General features: G+C 71.7%; 21 protein-coding genes. 11 read left to right on the top strand and 10 right to left on the bottom strand.

The features are described from left to right. Positions 1 to 16 precede the first annotated feature (16 nt). From AB0I06_RS03075 to AB0I06_RS03100, 6 genes are all read right to left on the bottom strand, one after another. Positions 17 to 1198, bottom strand: coding sequence for an ROK family transcriptional regulator (locus tag AB0I06_RS03075; protein WP_363116960.1), 1182 nt, complete (start codon positions 1196 to 1198; stop codon positions 17 to 19). A 251-nt stretch (positions 1199 to 1449) separates the two neighbouring features. After that, positions 1450 to 2367, bottom strand: a complete 918-nt coding sequence (locus tag AB0I06_RS03080; RefSeq protein ID WP_363116961.1) for a hypothetical protein — start codon at positions 2365 to 2367, stop codon at positions 1450 to 1452. A 124-nt stretch (positions 2368 to 2491) separates the two neighbouring features. Next, positions 2492 to 3169 carry a GntR family transcriptional regulator gene (locus AB0I06_RS03085; protein ID WP_363116962.1) on the bottom strand — a complete coding sequence of 226 codons (678 nt, stop codon included), beginning with the start codon at positions 3167 to 3169 and terminating at the stop codon, positions 2492 to 2494. A 148-nt stretch (positions 3170 to 3317) separates the two neighbouring features. Then, positions 3318 to 4256, bottom strand: coding sequence for a beta-ketoacyl-ACP synthase III (locus tag AB0I06_RS03090; protein WP_363116963.1), 939 nt, complete (start codon positions 4254 to 4256; stop codon positions 3318 to 3320). Between the two features lie 168 nt (positions 4257 to 4424). Next, a complete protein-coding gene (locus AB0I06_RS03095) occupies positions 4425 to 4565 on the bottom strand; it encodes a hypothetical protein (protein WP_363116964.1) in 141 nt (46 codons plus the stop codon). Beyond that, entirely contained in the window at positions 4534 to 5865 is a 1332-nt protein-coding gene (locus tag AB0I06_RS03100) for an OFA family MFS transporter (protein WP_363116965.1), read from the bottom strand. Before AB0I06_RS03100 ends, AB0I06_RS03095 begins: the two co-directional genes overlap by 32 nt. Positions 5866 to 6099: 234 nt before the next feature. On the opposite strand from AB0I06_RS03100, the gene AB0I06_RS03105 reads away from it, so the two are divergent. Genes AB0I06_RS03105 through fdhD form a run of 5 tightly spaced genes read left to right on the top strand, consistent with a single transcriptional unit; the run spans position 6100 to position 12545 of the window. Then, positions 6100 to 7071 (top strand): 2-dehydropantoate 2-reductase, encoded by a 972-nt coding sequence (locus AB0I06_RS03105; protein ID WP_363116966.1) that lies wholly within the window; start codon positions 6100 to 6102, stop codon positions 7069 to 7071. Further along, entirely contained in the window at positions 7068 to 8993 is a 1926-nt protein-coding gene (locus AB0I06_RS03110) for a molybdopterin-dependent oxidoreductase (RefSeq protein WP_363116967.1), read from the top strand. The genes AB0I06_RS03105 and AB0I06_RS03110 overlap by 4 nt, the downstream gene beginning before the upstream one ends. Positions 8994 to 8999: 6 nt before the next feature. Beyond that, positions 9000 to 10832 (top strand): NAD(P)H-dependent oxidoreductase subunit E, encoded by a 1833-nt coding sequence (locus AB0I06_RS03115; protein ID WP_363116968.1) that lies wholly within the window; start codon positions 9000 to 9002, stop codon positions 10830 to 10832. After that, a complete protein-coding gene (locus AB0I06_RS03120; protein WP_363116969.1) occupies positions 10829 to 11689 on the top strand; it encodes a 2Fe-2S iron-sulfur cluster-binding protein in 861 nt (286 codons plus the stop codon). The genes AB0I06_RS03115 and AB0I06_RS03120 overlap by 4 nt, the downstream gene beginning before the upstream one ends. A 7-nt stretch (positions 11690 to 11696) precedes the next feature. Beyond that, positions 11697 to 12545 (top strand): formate dehydrogenase accessory sulfurtransferase FdhD, encoded by an 849-nt coding sequence (gene fdhD / locus AB0I06_RS03125; RefSeq protein WP_363116970.1) that lies wholly within the window; start codon positions 11697 to 11699, stop codon positions 12543 to 12545. Positions 12546 to 12643: 98 nt separating this feature from the next. Here fdhD and AB0I06_RS03130 read toward each other — a convergent pair whose 3' ends face one another. Beyond that, on the bottom strand, positions 12644 to 13081 hold the full coding sequence (locus AB0I06_RS03130) for a MarR family transcriptional regulator (RefSeq protein ID WP_363116971.1): 438 nt from the start codon (positions 13079 to 13081) through the stop codon (positions 12644 to 12646). A gap of 103 nt (positions 13082 to 13184) precedes the next feature. Between AB0I06_RS03130 and AB0I06_RS03135 the strand changes: the two genes are divergently transcribed. The 3 genes from AB0I06_RS03135 (at position 13185) to AB0I06_RS03145 (ending at position 17362) form a co-directional block, all read left to right on the top strand. Further along, positions 13185 to 14102, top strand: coding sequence for a zinc-binding dehydrogenase (locus AB0I06_RS03135; protein WP_363116972.1), 918 nt, complete (start codon positions 13185 to 13187; stop codon positions 14100 to 14102). A 141-nt stretch (positions 14103 to 14243) separates the two neighbouring features. Further along, the gene (locus AB0I06_RS03140; RefSeq protein WP_363116973.1) at positions 14244 to 16115 is read left to right on the top strand and encodes a sialidase family protein; all 1872 of its coding nucleotides are present in this window, start codon (positions 14244 to 14246) and stop codon (positions 16113 to 16115) included. Between the two features lie 11 nt (positions 16116 to 16126). Continuing rightward, positions 16127 to 17362, top strand: coding sequence for a DUF4185 domain-containing protein (locus tag AB0I06_RS03145; protein ID WP_363116974.1), 1236 nt, complete (start codon positions 16127 to 16129; stop codon positions 17360 to 17362). Here AB0I06_RS03145 and AB0I06_RS03150 read toward each other — a convergent pair. Continuing rightward, positions 17298 to 18308 carry a bile acid:sodium symporter family protein gene (locus AB0I06_RS03150; RefSeq protein WP_363117031.1) on the bottom strand — a complete coding sequence of 337 codons (1011 nt, stop codon included), beginning with the start codon at positions 18306 to 18308 and terminating at the stop codon, positions 17298 to 17300. The genes AB0I06_RS03145 and AB0I06_RS03150 overlap by 65 nt on opposite strands. A gap of 161 nt (positions 18309 to 18469) precedes the next feature. Here AB0I06_RS03150 and AB0I06_RS03155 point away from each other — a divergent pair, with 161 nt between their 5' ends. The 3 genes from AB0I06_RS03155 (at position 18470) to AB0I06_RS03165 (ending at position 22458) form a co-directional block, all read left to right on the top strand. After that, positions 18470 to 19348, top strand: a complete 879-nt coding sequence (locus AB0I06_RS03155) for a LysR substrate-binding domain-containing protein (protein ID WP_363116975.1) — start codon at positions 18470 to 18472, stop codon at positions 19346 to 19348. Positions 19349 to 19683: 335 nt separating this feature from the next. Continuing rightward, positions 19684 to 21510: an AMP-dependent synthetase/ligase gene (locus AB0I06_RS03160; protein WP_363116976.1), complete on the top strand. Its 1827-nt coding sequence runs from the start codon at positions 19684 to 19686 to the stop codon at positions 21508 to 21510. Positions 21511 to 21666: 156 nt separating this feature from the next. After that, positions 21667 to 22458, top strand: coding sequence for an aldo/keto reductase (locus tag AB0I06_RS03165; protein WP_363117032.1), 792 nt, complete (start codon positions 21667 to 21669; stop codon positions 22456 to 22458). A 150-nt stretch (positions 22459 to 22608) separates the two neighbouring features. Here the strand turns inward: AB0I06_RS03165 and AB0I06_RS03170 are convergent, their stop codons facing one another. Both AB0I06_RS03170 and AB0I06_RS03175 read right to left on the bottom strand, forming a co-directional pair. Continuing rightward, positions 22609 to 23502, bottom strand: a complete 894-nt coding sequence (locus AB0I06_RS03170) for a methyltransferase domain-containing protein (RefSeq protein ID WP_363116977.1) — start codon at positions 23500 to 23502, stop codon at positions 22609 to 22611. A gap of 130 nt (positions 23503 to 23632) precedes the next feature. Beyond that, positions 23633 to 25351, bottom strand: a complete 1719-nt coding sequence (locus AB0I06_RS03175; protein ID WP_363116978.1) for a glycoside hydrolase family 6 protein — start codon at positions 25349 to 25351, stop codon at positions 23633 to 23635. Positions 25352 to 25381: the final 30 nt, after the last annotated feature.

The raw sequence follows: 25381 nt of genomic DNA on the forward strand, positions 1-25381 counted from the left end.
GTACTGAACTCAGTGCTTAAGCGGGAGAGAACAGGTGGTCGCTGATGAGCCGGGCCGCGCCGATGACTCCCGCGGTGGGACCCAACTCGCCCAGGACGATGGGCAGGTTGCGGGTCGCCAGCGGCAGCGACTGGCGGTAGACCTGGGTGCGGATCGCGGCGAGCAGGGTGTGGCCGAGGCCGGTCACCCCGCCGCCGATCACCACGAGACCCGGGTTGAAGAAGCTGACCAGGCCGGCGATGACCTGGCCGGTGCGGTTGCCGCCCTCGCGGATCAGATCGAGGGCGGTGGCGTCCCCCGCGGAGGCCGCGGCGGCGACGTCGACGGCGGTGAGGCCGCCGTTCATCTCCAGCCGCGAGGCCAGTTCGGCCGAGCGGCCCTGCTGGGCGGCCTCCAGGGCGTCGCGGGCGAGGGCCGCCCCGCTGAAGTGGGCCTCCAGGCAGCCCCGGTTGCCGCAGGCGCACGGGCGGCCGTCGGGGACGGCCTGGATGTGCCCGATGTCGCCGGCGCTGCCCGTCGTACCGCGGTAGACCTCACCGCCGACGACGATGCCGCAGCCGATGCCGGTGCCGATCTTGACGCAGAGGAAGTCGGCGACGGTGCGGGCGACGCCCGCGTGCTGCTCCCCCATCGCCATGAGGTTCACGTCGTTGTCGACCATGACCGGGCAGCCGAGTTCCTGGCTGAGCGCCTCCCGCACGGGGAAGCCGTCCCAGCCCGGCATGATCGGCGGCGCCACCGGGACGCCCTCGGGGAAGCGGACCGGGCCGGGGACGCCGATGCCGGCGCCGTCGAACCCCTCCGCGAGCCCGGAGGCCCTCAGTTTCGCGGCCATGGCGAGGACCTGCTCGAAGACCGCGACCGGGCCCTCGCGCACGTCCATGGGGTGGTTGAGGTGCCCGAGCGTCTCCAGTTCGGCGTTGGTGACGGCGACGTCGATGGAGGTCGCGCCGATGTCGACGCCCAGGAAGCGCAGTTCGGGGTTGAGCCGGATGTTGTGGGAACGGCGGCCACCGCGCGAGGCGGCGAGTCCGTCGGCCACGACCAGCCCCGTCTCGAGCAGCCGGTCCACCTCCACGGCCAGCTTGGACCGCGAGAGGTCGACCTGATCGCCGAGCTGTGCCCGGGAGTTGGGGCCGCCGTCACGCAACAGCTTGAGCAGCCGGGCCTGGTGGGCGTTCGCGGGTCGTGCGGTCATACGTCTCACGAGCCCCTCCCCGCCTCGATCGGCCTGTGCGCGCCGGTTTTCCGCCACCTCGGTGGCGTGCTTTCGGAGGGAACGTAGCAGTGGCTGCCGGAGGTGGGAAGAAGTCGCGCAGGAATTGCCCCCGACTTCTTCCACTCACAGGACAAAGCCGGGGAGCTGCACCGCGCCACCCGCTCGCCCTGATCCTCGTCGGCGGGAACACCATGGCTCCGAGGCGAACCGCATCGTCCGACGATCGGTCCCTAGCCGATCAGGCGCCGGCGCCAGTCCAGGGGGGTGACGGTGATGGCCCGGCCGGGGTCATGGTCCCACTCGGCGTGGAGACCGACTGCCTCGAGCGCGGCCACGACCTCGTGACCAATGGCCGCGGTGGTCTCCGACGAGCCGTCGAAACCGCCGTACAGGAGCATCAGTCCGTGGCCGGCTGCGGCAGAATCCGTGCACTGGGCGTGGAAGTAGACGAAGCCGCGGGCGTCGGGCCCGCCTTCACCACCGATCTCGGACTGGCCACAGCTACGGCAACAGGTGAAGTTCTCGCGGGCCGTGATACCGGCATCCCGCAGGGCGGTGAACGCGCGGGTCAGCCGCTCGGGGTCCGTCTCGCCCTGCCACGTGGCCTGCTCAGCGACCCGCTCCAGCCACAGCCGGTCGGCCAGCCACTGTGCCTGCTCGCGCGAGACGGGCCGGCGGTCAGCGGTGACCAAGTAGTCCTCGGCGAGCTCGGCCAGTTCGGCGCGAGAGGCGTAGCCGCCGACCAGCACCTGACGGACGCGCTTCTCCAACTCCTCGCGCTCGTCCTCGCCGAGGTCGAGCGGCGGCACCTCCCGGTCGGGGCCCATGTCCAGCAACGACCAAGCCAGACCACCGTCCCATCCGGCCTCCTGGCGTGCCCACCCGGTGAGCGCCGCGATCACGGCCCCGGGCCCGTCGGCCATCGCCTGGAACTGCCGGTCAGCGGCACCGTCGCGGTATTCCAGCGTGTAGTCGCCACCGGCCTCGTGCCACACCTGGGCGAAGACGTCAGGCAGGTCGGGTATCCGCTGGACCACCAGGAACCGGTCACCGTCAGCACCGATCCGCCGGACCAGCCCTCCCAGCTCCTCGGCGGACACACGGACGTGCCGCTCCCGGTTCTCCGTCTTCACCACGATCTCGAGCATGCGCAGACTCTGACATACCCCACTGACTGCGGACCTCCCGGGACCGGCGACGCAGCCGCTGCCGCGACGGCGTCGCCCAGCCCTGAAACCGGGCGGTCTTCCGCCGAGGTGTGACGACAGTGCCCTAGGCGCGTGCCCGCGCGTGGTACGACCGGCGCGTGTGCTCCGTGTGGGCGCGCATCAGTTCGGTGGCGCGCTGTTCGTCCCGGTCGGAGACCGCGGCGATGAGTTCGCGGTGCTCGATCCAGGACTGGTGACCACGGCGGCGGGCCACCGGCGTGTAGTACCAGCGCACCCGCCGGTCGACCTGGGCGGCGAGTTCGGCGAGGACCGCGTTGCCGGCCAGCTCCATGATCTTGGCGTGGAACCGGGCGTTCATGGCGACGGCCCCGTCCACGTCGTCGGCCTCGACGGCGTTCTCGCCCTCCGCGCACAGCGCTTCCAGGGCGGCGATGCCCGCGCTGGTCGCATTGGCCGCCGCGAGCCGGGCCGCCTCGGCCTCCAGGAGCGTACGGACCGTGAGGAGCTGGTCGGCCTCCTCCTCCGTCGGCTCGTGCACGAACGCGCCCTGGGCGGGCCGCAGATCGACCCACCCCTCGGTGTTGAGCCGCTGCAACGCCTCGCGCACCGGCTGCCGGGAGACGCCGAGGTGCCCGGCAAGTTCGCTCTCGACGAGATGCTGGCCGGGCTGGAGCGCACGCGTGGTGATGAGTTCGAGCAGTGCCTCGTAGACACGGTCGCGCAGCGGACCCGGGCGTTCCAGCTTGGGTACCGCCCCCTGGGGCAGGCCTGTCGACAGCATCGCGGTCCCCCTCCTCGGCAGGGCCGTGCAGAGCGCGGCGCGAGCCGGTATCGCCGCAGAGTCAGTATTGATTGTCTTTCGTCTACAGTCTACGGCGCACAACAGCCAGGCTTTCGGGGAGTTGACCGCGTCACATCGCGGTGGTTGCTCAAGGGCAGCGCACGACCTGCCCCGCGTACGAGAGGTTCCCGCCGAAGCCGAACAGCAGCACCGGGTCGCCCGTGGTGAGTGCCCCCCGCTCGACCAGCTTGGAGAAGGCCAGCGGGATGCTCGCGGCCGAGGTGTTGCCGGACTCGGTGACATCGCGGGCCACGACCGCGTTGACGGCGCCGATCTTCTCCGCGAGGGGTTCGATGATGCGCAGGTTCGCCTGGTGCAGCACCACTCCGGCGAGGTCGGCCGGCTCCAGCCCGGCCCGCTCGCAGGCCTTGCGCGCGATGGGCGGCAGCTGCGTGGTGGCCCAGCGGTAGACGCTCTGCCCCTCCTGGGCGAAGCGCGGTGGGGTGCCCTCGATGCGGACCGCGTTGCCCATCTCGGGCACCGAGCCCCACAGCACCGGCCCGATCCCCGGCTCGCCCGCGGCCTCCACCACAGCGGCCCCGGCCCCGTCCCCGACGAGCACACAGGTGGTGCGGTCGCTCCAGTCGGTCACCTCGGACATCTTGTCGGCCCCGATGACCAGCACCCTGCTCGCGCCGCCCGCGCGGACGGCGTGGTCGGCGGTGGCCAGGGCGTGGGTGAAGCCGGCGCACACGACGTTGAGGTCCATGGTGGCGGCCTGCGGGATGCCCAGGCGGGCCGCGACCCTGGCCGCCATGTTGGGCGAGCGGTCGACGGCCGTGGAGGTGGCGACCAGCACCAGGTCGATGTCCGCCGGGGTCAGTCCGGCGGCGGCGAGCGCCTTGGCCGCGGCGTGGGCGGCCAGTTCGTCGACCGGCTCGTCGGGTCCGGCGATGTGACGCGTGCGGATGCCCACCCGGCTCCTGATCCACTCGTCACTGGTGTCCACCAGGCCCGCCAGGTCCTCGTTGGTGAGCACCTGGGCGGGCTGGTAGTGGCCGACGGCGGCGATGCGCGAGCCGTTCATTGGGTGGGTCCCCCTCGTTGCCTTGGGTAGCGGATCCACCAGTCTGATCAGTGACTCACGGGTACGAGGGCAGCCAAGGTGACAGGAAACCGGCGCCGGGGTTGTCAGCTTCGGTCAGGAGCCCGGACGCCCGGACTCCTGACGAACGCCCGCCCGGCGCGGTGCCGCCTACCCGGTGAACAACTGCGTCGCCTTCCGGACGAGCTCGTACAGCCCGTAGGCGAGCGGTACGCCCACCCACACCCAGGCGAGGGTGATCAGCCACCGCCGGTCCGGGCTAGGCGGACTCTGACTGCTGTCGCCGGACATCGGCGGCCTCCTCCGGGGCGGGGACGTGGTGGCGGGGGTCGACGGGCCGGACCAGTTCGTTGGCGACGAGGCCGACGACGAGCAGCCCGATCATGATGACGAAGGACAGCCCGTACAGGGACGCGCCGTGCCGGCCCGCCTCCTCCTGCCGGTCGGCGATCCAGTTGACGATCAGCGGGCCGAGCACCCCGGCCGTGGACCAGGCGGTGAGCAGCCGTCCGTGGATGGCACCGACCTGGTAGGTGCCGAACAGGTCCTTCAGATAGGCGGGGACCGTGGCGAAACCTCCGCCGTAGAAGGAGAGGATGACCAGGGCGCACAGGATGAACAGCGGTTTGGAGGCATCGCCGAACAGGGCGATGAGGGCGTACATCAGGGCGCCGACGCCCAGGTAGAGGCGGTAGATGTTCTTGCGGCCGATGAGGTCGGACGTGGACGACCAGCCGATGCGGCCCGCCATGTTCGCCGCCGACAGCAGCGCGACGAATCCGGCGGCGGCCGTCACCGACACCGGTGTGGAGGTGTCCGCGAAGAAGTCCGTGATCATCGGCGCGGCCTTCTCCAGGATGCCGATGCCGGCGGTGACGTTCATGCAGAGCACGAGCCACAGGAGCCAGAACTGCGGCGTGCGGACGGCCCGGTTCGCGGAGACCTGTGGGCCGGCGAGGACACTCGGCCCGCTCGCCACGGGCTTCTCGTGGCGAGGCACCCGGACCAGCAGCACGCCCAGCAGCATGAACACGGCGTACGACAGCCCGTGCACGAGGAAGGCGAGCGCGATGCCGGAGCTGTCGCCGCCGAACGACTCCAGCATCTGGGCCGACCACGGGGAGGCGATGAGCGCGCCGCCGCCGAAGCCCATGATGGCGATGCCGGTGGCCATGCCCGGCCGGTCGGGGAACCACTTGATGAGCGTGGAGACGGGCGAGATGTAGCCGATGCCGAGGCCGATGCCGCCGACGAAGCCGTAGCCGAGGACGATCAGCCAGTACTGCTCCAGGGACGCGCCCAGCGCGGAGAGCAGGAAGCCGGAGGAGAAGCAGAGCAGCGCGACGGTCATCGCCCAGCGCGGGCCGTTGCGCTCCACGAGCGTGCCGCCGAACGCGGCGGACAGGCCCAGCATGACGATGCCCAGCTGGAAGGGCAGGGCGCTCTGGGTGCCGCTGAGTCCGAGCGCGGACTCGAGGGGTGGTTTGAACACGCTCCAGGCGTAGGCCTGGCCGATGGAGAGGTGTACGGAGAGAGCGGCGGGCGGAACGAGCCAGCGGCTCCAGCCCGGGGGCGCGACTGGGGGACTCATGAACCCCGGACGGTAGGGATCCGCACGGGAGTTGGAAAGACGCGGCGTCGACCGTATGCGGTGAACGGTATCCGGCATGCGCCGAACGGTCGGCGCGCGGACCCTTGCCGCCCCAACCTCCATACTGTAGACAATATTTCGTCGACACAAGCCGTCCGCGCGTCCTACGCCACCCATGGGCGGTGGGACGGCGGCCACCTCCGCGGTATCCCTCAAACCGAACGGAGTGTTCCCGTGAAAGTCGCAGTTCTCGGCGCCGGTGCCATCGGCGCCTACGTCGGCGCCGCGCTCCACCGCGCGGGCGCCGAGGTGCATCTCATCGCCCGTGGACCGCATCTGGCGGCCATGAGGCAGCACGGAGTCCGGGTGCTCAGCCCACGCGGTGACTTCACCGCGCGCCCCCACGCCACCGACGACCCGGCCGAAGTGGGCCCGGTCGACCACGTGTTCCTGGGTCTGAAAGCGAACGCGTACGCGGCGTGCGGGCCGCTGATCGCGCCTTTGCTGCACGAGACGACCTCGGTCGTCGCCGCCCAGAACGGCATCCCCTGGTGGTACTTCCACCGGCACGGCGGCCCGTACGACGGTCATCGTGTCGAGAGTGTCGACCCGGGCGGCGCGGTCAGTGCGGTGCTCGCGCCCGAACGGGCCGTCGGATGCGTGGTCTACGCGGCGACCGAGCTCGAAGGCCCGGGGATCGTGCGGCACTTGGAGGGCACGCGGTTCTCCATCGGGGAGCCCGACCGCAGTCGCTCCGCGCGCTGTCTCGCCTTCAGCGAGGCCATGCAGGCGGGCGGTCTGAAGTGCCCGGTCGAACCGGACCTGCGCAGCGACATCTGGGTCAAGCTGCTCGGCAACATCTCCTTCAACCCGATCAGCGCCCTGGCCCGCGCGACCATGCGGCAGATGTGCCTGCACGGGGGCACCCGCAGGGTCATCGAGATCATGATGACCGAGACGCTGGCGGTCGCCGAGGCCCTCGGCTGCGAGGTCGGGGTCTCCATCGAGCGCCGGCTCGCCGGTGCCGAGCGGGTCGGCGACCACCGCACCTCCACGCTCCAGGACCTGGAGCGCGGCAAGCCGCTCGAACTCGACGTGCTGCTGGCGGCGGTCGTCGAGCTCGCGGAGATCACCGGCGTGCAGGTGCCCACCCTGCGCACCGTGCACGCCATCTCGGACCTGCTCGCGTTGAGGAGCGCCGCATGAGGAAACGCGACCGGACCCCCAAGACCTACACCCGGCTCACCCACCCGCTCGTGAGGGACTCCCGCGACGAGCCGTTCCGGCAGGCCACCTGGGAGGAGGCCCTGGACCGGGCCGCCGCCGGCCTCGGGCGCCACCGCGACGCCTTCGGCATGTTCAGCTGCGCCCGCGCCACCAACGAGATGAACTACGTGGCGCAGAAGTTCGCCCGGGTCGTGATGGGCACCAACAACGTCGACTCCTGCAACCGCACCTGTCACGCCCCGAGCGTGGCGGGCCTGTCGGCGGCGTTCGGCTCGGGCGGCGGGACGTCGTCGTACGAGGAGATCGAGCACACCGACGTCATCGTGATGTGGGGCTCCAACGCCCGGTTCGCGCACCCGATCTTCTTCCAGCACGTGCTGAAGGGGATCAGGAACGGCGCCCGGATGTACGCGGTCGATCCGCGCCGGACGTCGACCGCCGAGTGGGCGGAGAGCTGGATGGGGCTCAACGTCGGCACGGACATCCCGATGGCGCACGCGATCGGCCGCGAGATCATCCACGCCGGGCTCGCGAACGAGGCGTTCATCGCGCGGGCGACCACCGGCTTCGAGGAGTACAAGGCCCTGGTCGAGCCGTGGACGCTGTCGCTCGCCGAGAAGGTGACGGGCGTACCGGCCGCCGCGATCCGCGAGCTGGCGCACGCCTACGCCCGGGCCGAACGGGCCCAGTTGTGCTGGACCCTCGGCATCACCGAGCACCACAACGGCACCGACAACGTCCGCGCGTTGATCAACCTGTCCCTGCTCACCGGGCACGTCGGCCGCTACGGCTCGGGCCTGCAACCCCTGCGCGGGCAGAACAACGTGCAGGGCGGCGGCGACATGGGCGCGATCCCCAACCGGCTGCCCGGGTTCCAGGACATCCTCGACCCGGACGCCCGGCTGAAGTTCGAGTCGGCCTGGGACACCGTGATCCAGCCGCACTACGGCCTGAACCTCACCGAGATGTTCGAGGCGATGGAGGACGGCTCACTCGAGGCCGTCTACTGCATCGGCGAGAACCCGGCCCAGTCGGAGGCCGACAGCGAGCAGGCCGTACGGCGGCTGAAGGCCCTGGACTTCCTGGTCGTGCAGGACATCTTCCTGACGAAGACGGCCGAGCTGGCGGACGTCGTCCTGCCGGCCACCGCCGGCTGGGCGGAGACCGACGGCACCACCACCAACAGCGAGCGGCGCGTCCAGCGCGTCCGCAAGGCCGTCAGCCCGCCCGGCGAGGCCCGCGAGGACATCGACATCATCTGCGACCTCGCGGCCCGCCTCGGCCACGACTGGAAGTACGCCGACGCCGAGAGCGTGTGGAACGAGCTGCGGTCCGTCTCTCCCGACCACTACGGCATGACGTACGAGCGCCTGGAGGAGCACCAGGGCATCCAGTGGCCCTGCCCGAGCACGGACGGCATCGAACCGACCTATCTGCACGGCCGGTTATGGGAGGCCGACCCCGCCCGGCGCGGCCCGCTCGCGCCCTTCGGGATCGTGCAGCACGACCCGCCCGTGGACCTCACCGACGAGCGGTACCCGATCCGGCTCACCACCGGCCGGCGCCTCGACTCGTACAACACCGGCGTGCAGAGCGGCGGTTACGCCTCACCGCTGAGGCGCGGCGAGTTCATCGAGCTGAGCCCGGAGGACGCCGAGCGCTACGGGGTCGTGGTCGGCGAGCACGTCCAGGTGACCTCGCGGCGCGGGTCGGTGACGGCCCCGGTGTGGGTGGACCCCGCGCTGCGGCCCGGGCTCGCCTTCATGACCATGCACTTCCCCGACGAGGTGGACACCAACGCCCTGACGATCGAGGCGAACTGCCCGATCGCGGGGACGGCGGAGTTCAAGGCGTCGGCGATCCGGATCGAGAAGCTGCCCATCGCGACCATCGTGGGGTGAACGTACGTGGACCTGCACTTCGGTGACAGCAAACCGACGGACGAGGAACGGGCGGCCGTCGACGCCCTCCTCGGGCCTCCCGAGTCCTCCTGGGAGGGCGCCGCCCGCGACGAGATGCGCGCTGCCGATCTGAGGTGGGCGCGTGGCGGACGTGAGGCCCGGGACCGCCGCGAGCTGCTGCTGCCGGGGCTGCACGCCGTCAACGACAGGATCGGCTGGATCAGCGAAGGCGCCCTCGACTACCTGTGCCGGCGGCTGACGGTGCCGCCGGCGGACGCCTACGGGGTCGCCACCTTCTACGCCATGTTCTCGGTCAAGCCGCGTCCGGCGACCGTGCTCCACGTGTGCACGGACCTGGCGTGCGCGGCGGCCGGTGCGCCCGAGCTGTGCGCCGGGATCGAGGCGCGGCTGGGCCTCGGCAGCGGGGTGAGTGTCGAGCGCAGCCCGTGCCTCGGCCTGTGCGAACGCGCCCCGGCCGCGCTCGCGATCAAGGCCGGGGACCCCGTCCGTACGGCGGTCTCGGCGCCGGCGACCGTCGAGGAGGCCGTGCTCGCCGCGAGCGCGCCCGACTCGGCGCCCGAGGAACCGCCCGCCGCGCTGGCGGTGCCCCAGGCCGGACAGGACGGTCTGATGCTGCTGCACCGCGTGGGTGTGGTCGACCCCTCGTCCCTCGACGACTACCGCGCCCACGGCGGCTACACGGCCCTGCGCCGGGCCTTCGAGCTGGGCCCGGCCGGGGTCATCCGCGAGGTCACCGACTCGGGCCTGGTCGGGCGCGGCGGCGCCGCCTTCCCCACCGGCCGCAAGTGGCAGGCCACGGCGTCCCAGCCGGACCGTCCGCACTACCTCGTCTGCAACGCCGACGAGTCGGAGCCGGGCACCTTCAAGGACCGGGTTCTCATGGAGGGCGACCCGTACGCGCTCGTCGAGGCCATGACGATCGCCGGGTACGCCACCGGCGCCCACCAGGGCTACCTGTATCTGCGCGGCGAGTACCCGCGCGCGCTGCGCCTGCTGGAGCACGCGCTCACGCAGGCCCGTGCGCGCGGGCTGCTCGGCGACGACGTCCTCGGCCAGGGCTACGCCTTCGACATCGAGATCCGGCGCGGCGCGGGCGCCTACATCTGCGGGGAGGAGACGGCCCTGTTCAACTCCATCGAGGGCTACCGCGGCGAGCCGCGCTCCAAGCCGCCGTTCCCGGTGGAGAAGGGCCTGTTCGGCAAGCCGACGGTCGAGAACAACGTGGAGACGCTGGTCAATGTCCTGCCGGTCCTGACGATGGGCGCCCCGGCGTACGCGGCGATCGGCACGGAGCGCTCCACCGGACCGAAGCTGTTCTGCGTGTCCGGGAGCGTGCGGCGGCCCGGTGTCTACGAGGTGCCGTTCGGGGCGACCCTCGGCGAGCTGCTCGCCCTGGCCGGGGTGCGTGAGGGGCTGCGGGCGGTGCTGCTCGGCGGGGCGGCCGGCGGTTTCGTCCGGGCCGACGAGCTGGACGTGCCGCTCACCTTCGAAGGGACGCGGGAGGCGGGCACGACGCTCGGCTCGGGGGTCGTCATGGCCTTCGACGACAGCGTGCCCCTGCCGCGGTTGCTGCTGCGCATCGCGGAGTTCTTCCGGGACGAGTCGTGCGGGCAGTGCGTGCCGTGCCGGGTCGGGACGGTGCGGCAGGAGGAGGCGCTGCACCGGATCGTGGAGCGCACCGGCGCCGACGCCGCCGGGGACATCGCGCTGCTGCGGGAGGTCGGCCGCGCCATGCGGGACGCCTCCATCTGCGGTCTGGGCCAGACCGCGTGGAACGCCGTGGAATCCGCCATCGACCGTCTGGGAGCGTACGAATGACCGTCACACCGCTGGGGATCCCGCGCCGCATGCTGGAGTTCACCCTCGACGGCGAGGAGGCGCGGGTCCCGGAGGGTTCGACGATCCTCGACGCCTGCCGGGCGGCCGGGAAGGACATCCCCACCCTGTGCGAGGGCGACACGCTGCGGCCGAAGAACGCCTGCCGGGTGTGTGTCGTCGAGGTCGAGGGGGCCCGCACCCTCGTCCCGGCCTGCTCCCGCAAGGCCGAGCCGGGCATGGAGGTGCGCACCGACACCGAGCGCGCCCGGCACAGCCGCAAGGTCGTGCTGGAACTGCTCGCCTCCTCGGTCGACCTGTCGACGACCCCGAAGGTCGCCGGGTGGCTCAAGGAGTACGAGGCGAAGCCGGACCGCTTCGGCCCGGACGCGGCGCGGCTGAACGAGGAGCCGAAGGTCGACAACGACCTGTACGTCCGCGACTACGACAAGTGCATCCTCTGCTACAAGTGCGTCGACGCCTGCGGCGACCAGTGGCAGAACTCGTTCGCGATCTCGGTCGCGGGACGCGGCTTCGGCGCCCGGATCGCGGTGGAGCACGACGCGCCGCTGACCGATTCGGCGTGCGTGTACTGCGGGAACTGCATCGAGGTGTGTCCCACGGGAGCGCTGTCCTTCAAATCCGAGTTCGACATGCGGGCGGCGGGTACCTGGGACGAGTCGCGGCAGACGGCAACGACCACGGTGTGCGCGTACTGCGGAGTGGGCTGCAACCTGACGCTGCACGTACAGGACAATGAGATCGTCAAGGTCACCTCGCCGCACGACAACCCGGTGACCCACGGCAACCTCTGCATCAAGGGCCGCTTCGGCTACCAGCACGTACAGAACCGGGACTGATCAGGACATGGGACGAGTCACGGAACGACGCAAGGTGACCCGCATCCGGGACGGGGCGGTCTCCAGCCGCCCGGACACGCTCGTCGCCGAGGAACCGCTGGAGATCAGGCTGAACGGCAAACCCCTGGCGATCACCATGCGCACCCCCGGCGACGACTTCGCGCTGGCGGCGGGTTTCCTGGTGAGCGAGGGGGTGCTGGCCGGGCAGGAGGACCTGCGGAACATCGTCTACTGCGCCGGGGCGACGGCCGATGGCTCGAACACGTACAACGTGGTCGACGTGCAGACGGCCCCCGGCGTGGTGATCCCCGACATCACGCTGGAGCGCAACGTCTACACCACGTCCTCCTGCGGGCTGTGCGGCAAGGCGTCGCTGGACGCGGTGCGCACCACGGCCCGGTGGCCGATCGCCGACACTCCCCCGGTGCGGGTCTCCCCCGAGCTGCTCGCGACCCTCCCGGACCGGCTGCGCGCGGCCCAGCGGGTCTTCGACCGGACCGGGGGGCTGCACGCGGCGGCCCTGTTCTCCGAAGAGGGCGAGCTGCTGGACGTCCGGGAGGACGTGGGCCGGCACAACGCGGTCGACAAGCTGGTCGGCCGGGCCCTGCAGAACGGGGAGCTGCCGCTGTCCCGGGCGGTCCTTCTGGTGTCGGGCCGGGCCTCCTTCGAGCTGGCGCAGAAGGCCGTGATGGCCGGCATCCCCGTCCTGGCGGCCGTGTCGGCCCCCTCCTCGCTGGCGGTGGACCTCGCCGCCGAGACGGGCCTGACGCTGGTGGGCTTCCTGCGGGGCAGCTCCATGAACGTGTACGCGGGTGAGGACAGGATCGCCCTGCGGGCCGCGGCCGCCCAGGGCTGACCCGGTTCCTCCGCGACACGGCGGCGGGGCCCCGACCGGCGGGGAGCGCCCCCTGCGCCGCAGGGGCCCCGTCTCGGCCTGCCGGGCGCGGCGCCTGGCTAACCGGCCGTGCCGGATATCCGTAGCAGCATCGCCGTGAACTGCTCCCGTTCGGCGGCCGTCAGCGGGGCGAGCAGTTCGTCGTTGGCCGCGCGGGCGGCTTCTTCGCAGCGCTTGAGCAGCCGGGCTCCCCGCGGGGTCAGGGACACCGCGTTCTTGCGGCGGTCCCGGGGGTCCGGCTCGCGCACCACCAGGCCGGCCGACTGAAGGTCGTTGAGCACTCCGACCAGGTCTTTGGGGTCCAGCCCGACACCGCGTCCGAGATCGGCCTGGGCGACGGGTGCCAGGTCGCGGACGGCGGACAGGACGACGTGGTGCCACATCCGCATGTCCTGAGCGGCCAGCGCCTCGGCCACCAGGGCCCGGCCGCGGGCGGCGGCACGGCCGAGCAGCCAGCTGGGCAGGGAGCGGATCGCGGGCAAGGGGGCTTCCGACATGGCCGCAGCCTAACCAAGAAATCATTGGTCCTCCCTATGATCCTCTTATACCGTTGGGCTCCCCAACGGATTCGTTGGGACCACCCATGACCCCGGAGGTGTGATGCGTCGCGTCCGCTACGAATCCCGAGGCGGCCCCCTCTTCCTTGAGGAGGTCCCGGTCCCCGAACCCGGCCCCGGTGAGCTGCTCGTGCGCGCGGAGGCCATCGGCGTGACGCTCCCGGTGGTCCGCAAGGTCACCGAGGCGGCCGAGCCGGGCCCGCTCGGCGGCGAGATCGCCGGTGAGGTCATCGCCGTCGGTGAGGGCGTCACCCGCTTCGGCACCGGCGACCGGGTGACCGGGCTCTGTCCCGGCCACGGCTACGCCGACTTCTCGCTGCTGCACGAGGCCATGACCTCACCGATCCCCGCCGACGCCGGCGCCGTCGACGCGGTCGCCCTGGTCCGCAGCGGCCTGGTCGCGCTGGGCGCCCTGGAGGCGGCCCGCCCCGAGCCGGGCGAGGCGGCCCTGGTCACCGCCGCCGCGAGCGGCGTCGGCCATCTGGCCGTGCAGCTGGCCAGGACGCGTGGCGCCGGACGGGTCGTGGGAGCGGTATCCGACCCGGTCAAGGCCGACTTCGTCCGGACCCTCGGCGCCGACCACGTCATCTCCTACGGTGACGGCAGCTGGGGCACCCCGGTCGACTACGTGCTGGACGCGGTCGGCGGGGAACTGCTCACCCGCGCCCTGCACGCGCTCGTCCCCGAGGGGCGGCTGGTGGCGTACAGCTCGGGCGGCGGCACCATCCAGGCGTACGACCTGCTGGTGGACGCCAAGTCGGTGACCGGCTTCCAGATGGCCCGTATCGCCCGCGGGAAGCCGGAGTTGTACGAGCGGTGGCGCGAGGAACTGTGGCGGCTGTTCGGGGCGGGAGAGCTCCGGCCCGTCGTGCACGGCCGGTTCGCCCTGGAGGACGCGGCCAAGGCACACGCGGAGATCGAGGGGCGGTCCAACCTGGGCAAGGTCGTCCTGATCCCCTGACGCACGATCCTTGTGGGGGATCCGAGAAGCCAAGTACCGTCTGTGGCCCCACAGACGGGACATGGGATGTCCGAATGACCGGATGTCCGTTCCCATGACCCGGTGGTCCAGCCGACAGACGCATGAAGGGCAGGTCGCACCATGCCGTCAAGTCTTCGCGCACGTCTGAGAACCACCCTGACCGCCACGGCCGCCGCCGGAGCGCTGCTCGCCCCCACCGCCCCGGCGCACGGCCAATCCGGCAGCTCCGCAGCGGAGTTCGACCAGCAGGTCCTCTTCAATGCGTCCCAGGACCCGGGGTACGCCTGCTTCCGGATCCCGGCGATCGTGCGCACCACCAGCGGCGCGCTGCTGGCGTTCGCCGAGGGCCGCGTGCTCAACTGCGGCGACGCGGCCGACATCGACATCGTCGTCAAGCGCTCCACCGACGGCGGCCGCACCTGGGGGCCGCTCCAGGTCGTCACCGAGGGCGCGGGCGACACGCACGGCAACCCGGCACCGGTCGTGGACCGCGAGACCGGCCGGATCCTGCTGGCCGAGACGTTCAACACCGGCCGCACGGACGCCGGCAACTGCACTGTCCCCTGCGACCGCACCCCGCATCTGCAGTACAGCGACGACGACGGGCGGACCTGGTCGGAGCCCCGCGACCTGAGCGACGACATCCTGCCCGCCCACTGGAACTCCTGGTACGCGACCGGCCCCGTGCACGGCGTCCAGCTGACCCGCGGCAAGCACGCCGGGCGGCTCGTCCTCGGCGTCAACACCGAGACGTGGAACGGCAGCCGCGTCTCCGCCAACCATGCCGCGCTCGTCGTCAGCGACGACGGCGGCGACACCTGGAAGGTCGGCGCCACGGACAGCTGGCCCATAGCGCAGGAGGGCACGTTCCGGCAGAAGCCGTCCGAGGTGACGCTCACCGAACGCGCGGACGGCGCCCTGCTCGTCAGCGGCCGGGAACAGGACGGCACCGACCTGGGCCACCGCTCCCAGACACTCAGCCTGGACGGCGGGGACAGCTTCGCCACGCCCTTCCGCGCCCTGCCGGACCTGTACACCCCGCAGGTCCAGGGCGCGACCCTGCGCCTGGGCGACCGGATGCTGCTGTCCGCGCCGGCCGACCCCGACCGCCGCCGCACCATGATGGTCCGCTCCTCCTACGACGGCGGGCGCAACTGGGAGAGCGTGGACCGGGGCACGGTCGTCACCACGGACTGGTCCGGCTACTCCGACATGGCGGCGGTCGACCGCACGACGGTGGGCCTGCTGTACGAGGGCGGCGCGGTCGACGCACGCGACGAGATCCGCTTCGCCCGCTTCACCGAGGACTGGCTGAAGCCGCGCCGGGGCGCCGACCCGACCACCCGCGACGCGGCGGCGGGCGCCCCGCCCGCGGCCGTGCTCGGCGGCGCCGGGCGGACGGCCGGTGTCCGAGGCGGCGCGCTCTCCTTCGACGGTTCCGACGACGCCGTACGGCTGCCCTACCGGTCCCGGCTCCCGCTCGGCGAGGGGGACTTCACGGTCTCGCTGCACTTCCGCTACACGGCCACGACCGGCGAGCAGCCCTTCCTGTGGATGGGCGGCATCGGCACCACCCAGCCGCAGATCTGGCTGCGCGGGGAACCGGCGAGCGACCGGGTCCGGGGACTGATCACCACCCGGTCCGGAGCGACGACCGTCACGTCGGCCTCGGTGTCCGCCGACGGCGCCCGCAACGACGGCCGCTGGCACCACCTCGCGCTGCGCCGCGGCGGGGGCGAACTGACCCTCGTCCTCGACGGCGAGGCGATCGGCACCGCGGACGTGCCGGGCTCGGTCAGCCGCAACTCCCCCTTCGGGGTGCACATCGGCCAGCGCATGGACAGCCGGGCGTTCCTCACCGGCGCGATCGACGACGTCCGTGTGTGGAACCGGGCCCTGAGCGACAAGGAGCTGGCCTCCGGCGCCTCGGGCGCGGCCTCCCGGGGCACCGTGCTGTGGCTGCCCATGGACCAGGTGAGCGGCACCCACTAACGTCACGCAACGTGCCGGACGACTCAGGAGCAGCACGAGCACGACAGCGCACGGGAACCGGGATCGGCCTGTTGCTGGTCCTGGTCCTCGGCGCCGCGCTGCTCATCGCCCTGCCGGGCGAGCGCGGTCCGGACGACGACGCCTGTCGCGCCCTCACGGTCGGCTCCTGGAAGGCGGACGACGGCCTCACCGCCGAGTTCGCCCGCTACGGGGACGACGCGAGCCGCGCCGACGACTGGACCGGCGGCGACGGCACCCACTCGGTGCGGCTGCCCGACGGCCGGGTGCTGTGGCTGTTCTCGGACACCTATCTGGGCCGGGTGTACGGGCCGCCCAACCCGCACGGCGAGTCGTACGCCTGGCGGGACACGACCGCGCCCCTGGTGCGCAACTCGGCCGTGCTGATGCGCGACGGACGGCTCGAATCCACCCTGCCCGCCCCGCTGTTCGCCGATCCGGGGCCCGGCCGGTGGCGCTGGCCCGTCGCCGCCCGGGTCGAACCCCGCTCCCCCGGCTCCCCTGAGCAGGTCGTCCGGGTGCTGCTGTGGGTGCGCACGGCGGGGCAGGCCCCCTGGATCTACGGTGTGCCCACCGCCACCGAGGTCGCCACCCTGTCGCTGCCCGGGCTGCGTCTGGAGTCGATCACCGAGGTGTTCGACCAGCGGTCGGTCACCGACCCGTCCCGGCGTGTGCTGTTCGGTACGACACTGGTCGAAGAGGACGGCTGGACGTACGTGTTCGGCGGTGACGACGGCCGGGCCGCCTCCCGCCCCGCCTCGCACGCCTACGCGGCCCGGGTGCCGGCGGGCGGGCTCGCGGATCCGGACGCCTGGCAGTACTGGAGCGGCTCGGCTTGGGTGCCCGGCGCCCGCCCCCGGCCGGTGCTCGGGGACGGGCGGCGCAAGGGCGTGGGGAGCGCGTTCACCGTCGTCCGGGAGGGCGGTACCTATGTGCTGTTCACGATGGCCGCCGGCCCGAAGGGGCTGACGACCGTGGCGTCCTACTGGGCCTGCTCCCCGGCCGGGCCGTGGCACGGTCCGGCGAAGGAGTTCAGCCCGGCGCTGCCGCCGGGGCAGGTGGCCGCCTACAACCCGCAGGCGCATCCGGTGCTGAGCGGCGGGGGACGGCTCGTGCTGAGCTACGACGTCAACTGGCTGGAGACGACGGGCGCCGCCGCGCAGCTCAGCCGGAACGTGTCCCTGTACCGACCGCGGTTCGTGTCGTTGCGGCTGGCTGCGGCGCGCTGACCTCCGCCGCCTCCCGCGCGCGCCGCTTGGCGATCACCGCGCACACGATGAGCTGCAACTGGTGGAAGAGCATCAGCGGCAGCACGGCGAGCGCCGCCTGCGCGCCGAACAGGACGCTCGCCATGGGCAGCCCGGCGGCCAGGGACTTCTTCGAGCCGGCGAACTGGATCGCGATCCGGTCCGCCCGGCCGAAGCCCAGCGCCTTGCCGCCGTACCAGGTGGCGAGCAGCATCACGGCGAGGATCACCGCCTCGACGACGAACAGGCCGCCGAGCCGCGCGGGGCTGACCTGGTGCCAGATGCCCTGGACCATGCCCGCGCTGAACGCGGTGTAGACGACGAGCAGGATCGAGCCTCGGTCCACCAGGGCGAGGACCTTCTTGCGGCGGGTGACGAAGCCGCCGATCCAGCGGCGCAGCAGCTGTCCGGCGAGGAACGGCACCAGCAGTTGCAGCACGATCTTCAGCAGCGAGTCGGCGGAGAAGCCGCCGCCGTCGCCGCCGAGCAGCGAGGCCGCGAGCAGGGGGGTGGCGACGATGCCGACGAGGGAGGAGAAGGACCCCGCGCAGATCGCGGCGGGAACGTTGCCGCGGGCCATCGAGGTGAAGGCGATCGACGACTGGACGGTCGACGGGACGAGCGTGAGGAAGAGCAGGCCCTGGTAGAGCGGGTGGGTCAGGATCACAGGCACCAGCCCGCGGGCCGCGAGCCCGAGCAGCGGGAAGACGGCGAAGGTGCACGCCAGGACCGTGACGTGCAGCCGCCAGTGGCGCAGTCCGTCGAGTGCCTCCCGGGTGGAGAGCCGGGCGCCGTACAGGAAGAACAGGAGGGCGACGGCCGCCGTGGAGGCACCGGAGGCGACGTCCGCGGCCGATCCGCGCGCCGGGAGCAGAGCGGCGAGGCCCACGGTCCCGAGGAGAAGCAGGATGTAGGGGTCGATCGGCATCCGATGCGGCCGGCGCAGGTGTTTCACGATGCTCCACTTGCCTGGTACTTCGGTCGGTCCGGGGCCGGAGCGGCCCCCTTCCATCCTGCTCCCCCGAACGGCGATCGGGAATCCCGTACACCGCTCTCACTGTCATCACGTTTCGCGATAACCTGCGGGGCATGTACGACCCCGCCCATCTGCGCACGTTCCTCTCGGTGGCGCAGACGCTCAGCTTCACGCAGGCCGCGCGGCGGCTCGGACTGCGGCAGTCGACCGTGAGCCAGCACGTGCGGCGGCTGGAGGACGCCACCGGGCGGACGCTGTTCACGCGGGACACCCACTCGGTGGAGCTGACGGAGGACGGCGAGGCCATGCTCGGCTTCGCGCGCCGGATCCTGGAGGTGCACGAGCAGGCGGCGTCCTTCTTCACGGGCACGCGGCTGCGCGGCCGGCTGCGCTTCGGCGCCTCGGAGGACTTCGTGCTCACCCGGCTGCCGGAGATCCTCGAGGGTTTCCGGCACGAGCACCCCGAGGTCGACCTGGAGCTGACGGTGGAGCTGTCGGGCACGCTGCACGAGCAGCTGGCCGCCGGGAAGCTGGACCTCGTCCTGGCCAAGCGGCGGCCCGGGGACCCGCGCGGCGAGCTGGTCCGGCACGACCGGCTGGTGTGGATCGGCGCGGAACGCCTCCGGCTCGACCCCGACCGCCCGGTGCCGCTCATCGTGTACCCGCCGCCGGGCATCACCCGCGCGCTCGCCCTGGAGGCGCTGGAGCGGCAGGGCCGCCCGTGGCGCGTGGTGTGCACCAGCGGCAGCCTCAACGGCCTCGTCGCGGCGGCCCGCGCCGGTCTCGGCGTGATGGCCCATTCCCGCGGCCTCATCCCGCCGGGGCTGGTCCGGGTCCCGGACCGGGCGGGGCTGCCGGAACTGGGCCAGGTCGACTTCGTCCTGGTGCACGGCCGGCGCCGGCCCTCCGCCCAGGGGGCGGCGGACGCCCTCGCGGCGGCGGTCCTCGCGGGCGGCGACCGGCTGCACCGCAGCGAGCGCGAGGGGCTGTGACCTGCCCCGTCCCGCAGCGCCCGACGGAAGCGGAGTGACACTCTCCGCGCCGGGCGCGCTGTGGGAAGGGGACACTTGTGCGGCCCGGACGGATGTATGCCGAACCGTGGCAGGGTCGTACAGATTCGGTGGAGATTACGGCACCGAAACTTACTCAACCGTCAGGTTTGTGTCCGACCCTTCCCCATGTGAGCGTATTTTCCCTCGCCGACCTGCCCGGACCGAAGCCGCGCCCGCCTTCGTACCCCCTCCCGCCCCCTGGCCGGGTGGGGTAGCTTTCACGGCGCTGTGCGGGGCGTCACTCGACAGGAGCGCTGAGGAGCGGGGAGCGGGGTTTGCGCGAGTTCACCAACCCTCCGTTGGCGTTGGCACCTCCGGTGGGCGGTCTGGCCGACGTGGTCTTCGAGCATGCCCAGGAGGACCCGCTGCACATCGCGCTGGGCCGCAAGGACGACTCCGGCCGGTGGCGGGACGTCACCAGCGCCGAGTTCCGCGACGAGGTGCTCGCCCTGGCCAAGGGCCTGCTGGCCAGCGGCATCCGGTTCGGCGACCGGGTCGCGATCATGTCCCGTACGCGCTACGAGTGGACCCTGTTCGACTACGCCCTGTGGACGATCGGCGCCCAGGTCGTCCCGGTCTACCCCACGTCCTCGGCCGAGCAGTGCTTCTGGATGCTGTACGACGCCGAGGTGACGGCCGCGGTGGTGGAGCACGAGGACCACGCCATGACGATCGCCACCGTCATCGACCGGCTGCCCCAGCTGCGCCGGCTGTGGCAGCTCGACTCCGGCGCCGTGCACGAGCTGTACGACATGGGCGCGCACCTCGACGACGAGGTGGTCCACCGCCACCGCCAGGCCGTCACCCCCGACTCGGTCGCCACGATCATCTACACCTCGGGCACCACCGGCCGCCCCAAGGGCTGCGTCATCACGCACGGCAACTTCATGTACGAGGCGGACACCGTCATCGAGCGCTGGGAGCCGGTGTTCCACTCCAAGCGCGGCGACGAGGCGGCGACCCTGCTGTTCCTGCCGCTCGCGCACGTCTTCGGGCGGATGGTCCAGGTCGCCGGCATCCGCGGCAAGGTGAAGTTCGGCCACCAGCCGCAGCTGAACGCGGCGGCCCTACTGCCGGACCTGGCCGCGTTCCGGCCGACGTTCTTCCTGGCCGTGCCGTACATCTTCGAAAAGGTGTTCAACGCGGCCCGCCGCAAGGCGGAGAGGGAGGGCCGCTCCGGCCCCTTCGAGAAGGCCGTCGACATCGCCATCAAGTACGCCGACGCGATGGAGGCCAAGGCCTGGGGCATCGGCCCGGGCCCCTCCGCCGGCCTGCGCATGCAGCACCAGCTGTTCGACAAGCTCGTCTACGCCAAGATCCGCGGAGCGATGGGCGGCCGCATCAAGCACGCCATGTCCGGCGGCTCGGCGATGGACCGCCGGCTCGGACTGTTCTTCGCCGGGGCCGGCGTGCACATCTACGAGGGGTACGGCCTGACGGAGTCGACCGCCGCCGCCACCGCCAACCCGCCCGGGCGCACCCGGTTCGGCACGGTGGGACAGCCCATCCCGGGCATGACCGTGCACATCGCGGACGACGGCGAGATCTGGCTGCGCGGCGAGAACGTCTTCCAGGGGTACCTCAACAACCAGAAGGCCACCGACGAGACGCTGCACGAGGGCTGGCTCGCCACCGGCGACCTCGGCGTACTGGACGAGGACGGCTTCCTCACCATCACCGGCCGCAAGAAGGAGATCCTGGTCACGTCCGGCGGCAAGAGCGTCTCGCCCGGTGTGCTGGAGGAACGGGTCCGGGACCATCCGCTGGTCAACCAGTGCATCGTCGTCGGCAACGACCGCCCGTACATCGCCGCCCTGGTGACCCTGGACCAGGAGGCCGTGGAGCACTGGCTGACGATGCGGAACAAGCCGAGGATGTCCCCGGCGGAGCTGGTGCGCGACGCGGATCTGGAGACGGAGGTGCGGCGCGCGGTGGTCGCCGCCAACACCCTGGTCTCGCAGGCCGAGTCGATCCGCACCTTCCGCATCCTGGCCCAGCCGTTCACCGAGGAGCACGGCCTGCTCACGCCGTCCCTGAAGCTCAAGCGCAAGGCGATCGAGAAGGCGTACGAGAAAGAGGTCGAGGCGCTCTATCGTGCGTGAGCGCCGCCCCACGGGGCAGGTGTGGCTCCGGAATCTCCCGTCAGGAATGCATCACCGCCCGTGATCGTTGACGATGGGAGCACACCTGACCACTTACCGAAGGATCGAGAGCTCGTGAGCAAGGTCCCCCCGATCATCCTGAACAACGGCGTCGAGATGCCCCAGCTGGGCTTCGGCGTCTGGCAGGTGCCGGACGACGAGGCCGAGACGGCCGTCTCGACGGCGCTGGAGGCCGGGTACCGCAGCATCGACACCGCGGCGATCTACGGCAACGAGCAGGGCACCGGCAAGGCCATCGCCTCGTCCGGCATCCCCCGCGAGGAGCTCTTCGTCACCACGAAGCTCTGGAACGCCGACCAGGGATACGACTCCACGCTGCGCGCCTTCGACACGTCGCTGGACAAGCTCGGCCTGGATCACGTCGACCTGTACCTGATCCACTGGCCGACGCCGGAGCGCGATCTGTACGTCGACACCTACAAGGCGTTCGAGAAGCTGCACGCCGACGGCCGGATCCGGGCCATCGGCGTCTCCAACTTCCTGCCCGAGCACCTGGAGCGGCTGATCGGCGAGACGTCGGTGGTCCCGGCGGTCAACCAGATCGAGCTGCACCCCCACCTCCAGCAGCAGGCCTCCCGTGAGTACCACGCAGGGCAGGGCATCGCCACGGAGGCCTGGTCGCCGCTCGGCCAGGGCAAGGGCCTGCTGGAGGTCCCGGCGATCGTGGCCATCGCCCGCAAGCACGAGCGCACCCCGGCCCAGATCGTGCTGCGCTGGCACATCCAGCTGGGCAACGTGGTGATCCCGAAGTCCGTGACGCCGTCGCGGATCAAGGAGAACATCGACGTCTTCGACTTCAGCCTCGACGACGAGGACCTGGCCGCGATCAGCGCCCTGAACGAGGACCGGCGCATCGGCCCGGACCCGGCGGAGTTCAACGGCGCCTGAACCGCACCACCAGCGCCCCGGCCCAAAGCCCCCTCGCGGGGCCCGGGCCGGGGCGCTGTCGTGCTCGGCGTCCCGGACCGCCCCAGCGCCTTGAGGGGGCCGCCCACCGTCGGCCGGACGTCGTCTGCTGCCGAGGCCGAGGTCCTCGGATCAGGCCGGCCGGACCGCCGTGTGCACCGTGTGGGCCTCCAGGACGAACACGTCCGGGCGGCGGTGCAGGCTCGCCTCGTCGTCCGGGTCGAGCAGACGGTCGACGGTCGCGAGGTCCTCGGCGTCCAACCCCTCGGCGAGCTTGTCGCGCATGTGCGCCAGGGACGCCACGACATACGCGCGCGCCCGGTCCGAGGCGGGGGCCGGCAGGTCGAGCAGGAAGCTGTGCGTCCTGGTGTGCTTGAGCCCCGCGGCCGCCAGCAGGCCCGGCCAGTGCTCCGTCTCGGCGACGTGTCCGGGCAGGTCGGTGCGCATCCGGTCGAACCACTGTGCCTCCACCGCGTCGATCCGCGCCTGGAGGCCGGGCCGGCCGATGCCGATGTCACGCGGCAGGAACCGCGGGGGCAGACCGCCCTCCATGAGGGCGAGTGTGCCGCCCGGCGCCAGCCGCCGCGCGAAGGCGGCCAGCGCGGCCCGCTGATCGCCGAGGTGGTGCAGGCTGCGGCTCGCCCAGAGCAGGTCGGCGGGGTATTCCAGTTCGCCGAGCACCTCGGGCAGGTCCCCGGCGAGCGTGCCGAAGCGGTCGGCGACGCCCTGCCGCTCCGCCCGCGCCCGGGCCCGCTCCAGCAGCGCTTCGGAGCCGTCCACCGCCACGATCCGCGCGCCCGGGAACGTCTCCGCGAACAGGCACGCCACGACGCCCGGGCCGCTGCCCGCGTCGACGATCAGGCCCGGCTCGGTCACCTCCTGTGCGAGCCAGCCCAGTGCCCGCTCGTACAGGGAGGCGAAGAGCTCGGCCGAGGACTCCAGCATCGGGCCCATCTCGGCCCAGTCGAGGTCCGTGTGCTCGTGGTGGTGGCCAGGCTTGTGCTCGTGGCCGTGCTGGTGCGCCATGGTGGTCAGCCTCTCGCTCGGATGCGGTCAGCGTGCGCCGACGCACCGATCGGAGGCCACTGCTGTTGCCGGTGCGGCAAATCCGCCGGGGCTGTGGGCCCCGGCGGATCGGCCGGTCCTCACGGACGGGTCACGACAGCGGCGGGTACGCGTTCTGCATCAGCTGCCGGAACTGGGCGGAGAACCAGTGCCCGGACAGCGGCGCGTCCGGCAGGGCTCCGGACATGTTGTTGTTGTTGCGCGGGTTGCCCGTGTAGGTCGGGTCGCACATGCGGTCGAAGCCCTTGCCCTCGTCGTTCGGGACCGCCTTGCTCGCCCCGTCGGACTCACCCGGCGGCTTCATCCACACGTACGCGTCGATCCCCGGCGCGGGGGCGGCCTTCGGTCGCTCCCCGAGACCGGCTCCGGCCTGGTTGCACCAGTTTCCGGTGTTGAGGCGACGGTCGTAGCGCCCGCCGTCGACGTACGTGTCGACGCTGGTCGTCGCGCCCGGTCCGGTGGGTCGTGCGGCGCCGCCCCAACCGTTGCGGGAGGTGTCGATCAGCATGCCGATGTTGGCGTTGAAGCCCGCCGTGACCAGCTGGTTGCGGAAAGCCTGGGCATAGGACAGCTCGTCGACGTAGCGGTTCCAGTCGACCCACTTCGACTCACGGACGGACTTGCCGGCCACGGTGTCGTTGATGGTGAAGTTGTTCTCTTTCAGGGCGCTGTAGTTCGCCGTGTTGGTGATGAAGCCGTGGACGTCGTTCAGCGTGGCGCCCTCGGCGGTCGCCGCCTCCTTCATGATGGCGGCGGTGGGGCCGAAGTTGTCGTCCCAGCCGATCCAGCCGTGGTGCCCGGCGTCGACGTAGTTGTAGACGTTCGGCACGTCGCCGAGCTTGTTCAGCGCGTAGCCGACGCCTTTGACGTAGTTGCCGTTGGCCTTCATCACGTCGCACTGCGGGACGGCCGTCGGGCGGCTGCCGGTGTTGGTGACGAGGTTGGGCAGCGAGTCGATCTCGACGGTGGTGACGATCCGCAGCGAGGCGTACTTCGGGTCGGCGAGGATCGCCTTGATGGGATCGATGTATTCCGTCTTGTAGCGGCCGATCTCGTCGGCCTTCAGCTCGCCGTTGGAGGCGAGGGCGGAGCAGTCCCGTCCGGGCAGGTTGTAGATCACGAACTGGACGACGAGCTCGCCGGAGCCCTTCTGGCGCAGCGCCTCGTCGAGGTGGTCGCGCAGGCCCATCTTTCCGCCGGCGCCGCTGATCGCGGCGATCCGGTCCAGCCAGACACCGGTCGGCTGGTTGGCGACCCGGCTGCCGCCCGGCTCGGCGGCGGCGTTGGCGGACCACTCCGGGTTCACGTACACCTTGGCGCCCTCGTAGGGGTTGTTCACCCGGGTGGACGGGCCGCCCGGGTCCGGCGGATCCGTGGGGCCGCCGGGGCCGCCGTCGACGTTGCAGGTGACGCCGTCGAGGGTGAAGGTCGCCGGGATCGCGTTGCTGCCGCTGTAGCTGCCCTGGAAGCCGAAGCTGACCGAACCGCCGGTCCCCAGCTGCCCGTTGTAGCTCTCGTTGGCGGCGGTGACGGCGGCGCCGCTCTGGCTGAGCTTGGCGTTCCAGCCGCTGGTGACCTTCTGGTCGCCGGCGTACGACCACTTCAGCGACCACGAGGACTTCGCGGCACTGTTGTTGGTGATGGTCACGGCGGCGGTGAAGCCGGTGCCCCACTGGTTCTGGATCTTGTAGTCGACGGTGCAGGGGACGGCGGCGACGCCGGCTGTGCCGGGGTCGACGGCGAAGGCGGTGCCGGTCACACCGCCGACCAGGGCCATGGCGGCCAGTAACGCGGTTCTCGTACGGCTCATGAGTGGGGGTCCCTCTTCCGTTGGGTTCCT

This window comes from Streptomyces sp. NPDC050674 (assembly GCF_040654575.1).
In the GTDB taxonomy this organism is placed as follows: Bacteria; Actinomycetota; Actinomycetes; order Streptomycetales; family Streptomycetaceae; genus Streptomyces.

What these genes read in the sequence shown, in the direction of transcription:
- AB0I06_RS03150 (WP_363117031.1), bottom strand. Translation starts at nt 18,308, where the DNA reads ATGCCGATCGACCCCTACATCCTGCTTCTCCTCGGGACCGTGGGCCTC.
- AB0I06_RS03175 (WP_363116978.1), bottom strand. Translation starts at nt 25,351, where the DNA reads ATGAGCCGTACGAGAACCGCGTTACTGGCCGCCATGGCCCTGGTCGGC.
- fdhD (WP_363116970.1), top strand. Translation starts at nt 11,697, where the DNA reads ATGGGACGAGTCACGGAACGACGCAAGGTGACCCGCATCCGGGACGGG.
- AB0I06_RS03080 (WP_363116961.1), bottom strand. Translation starts at nt 2,367, where the DNA reads ATGCTCGAGATCGTGGTGAAGACGGAGAACCGGGAGCGGCACGTCCGT.
- AB0I06_RS03090 (WP_363116963.1), bottom strand. Translation starts at nt 4,256, where the DNA reads ATGAACGGCTCGCGCATCGCCGCCGTCGGCCACTACCAGCCCGCCCAG.
- AB0I06_RS03110 (WP_363116967.1), top strand. Translation starts at nt 7,068, where the DNA reads ATGAGGAAACGCGACCGGACCCCCAAGACCTACACCCGGCTCACCCAC.
- AB0I06_RS03155 (WP_363116975.1), top strand. Translation starts at nt 18,470, where the DNA reads ATGTACGACCCCGCCCATCTGCGCACGTTCCTCTCGGTGGCGCAGACG.
- AB0I06_RS03140 (WP_363116973.1), top strand. Translation starts at nt 14,244, where the DNA reads ATGCCGTCAAGTCTTCGCGCACGTCTGAGAACCACCCTGACCGCCACG.
- AB0I06_RS03135 (WP_363116972.1), top strand. Translation starts at nt 13,185, where the DNA reads ATGCGTCGCGTCCGCTACGAATCCCGAGGCGGCCCCCTCTTCCTTGAG.
- AB0I06_RS03085 (WP_363116962.1), bottom strand. Translation starts at nt 3,169, where the DNA reads ATGCTGTCGACAGGCCTGCCCCAGGGGGCGGTACCCAAGCTGGAACGC.
- AB0I06_RS03130 (WP_363116971.1), bottom strand. Translation starts at nt 13,081, where the DNA reads ATGTCGGAAGCCCCCTTGCCCGCGATCCGCTCCCTGCCCAGCTGGCTG.
- AB0I06_RS03095 (WP_363116964.1), bottom strand. Translation starts at nt 4,565, where the DNA reads ATGTCCGGCGACAGCAGTCAGAGTCCGCCTAGCCCGGACCGGCGGTGG.
- AB0I06_RS03075 (WP_363116960.1), bottom strand. Translation starts at nt 1,198, where the DNA reads ATGACCGCACGACCCGCGAACGCCCACCAGGCCCGGCTGCTCAAGCTG.
- AB0I06_RS03170 (WP_363116977.1), bottom strand. Translation starts at nt 23,502, where the DNA reads ATGGCGCACCAGCACGGCCACGAGCACAAGCCTGGCCACCACCACGAG.
- AB0I06_RS03120 (WP_363116969.1), top strand. Translation starts at nt 10,829, where the DNA reads ATGACCGTCACACCGCTGGGGATCCCGCGCCGCATGCTGGAGTTCACC.
- AB0I06_RS03100 (WP_363116965.1), bottom strand. Translation starts at nt 5,865, where the DNA reads ATGAGTCCCCCAGTCGCGCCCCCGGGCTGGAGCCGCTGGCTCGTTCCG.
- AB0I06_RS03165 (WP_363117032.1), top strand. Translation starts at nt 21,667, where the DNA reads ATGCCCCAGCTGGGCTTCGGCGTCTGGCAGGTGCCGGACGACGAGGCC.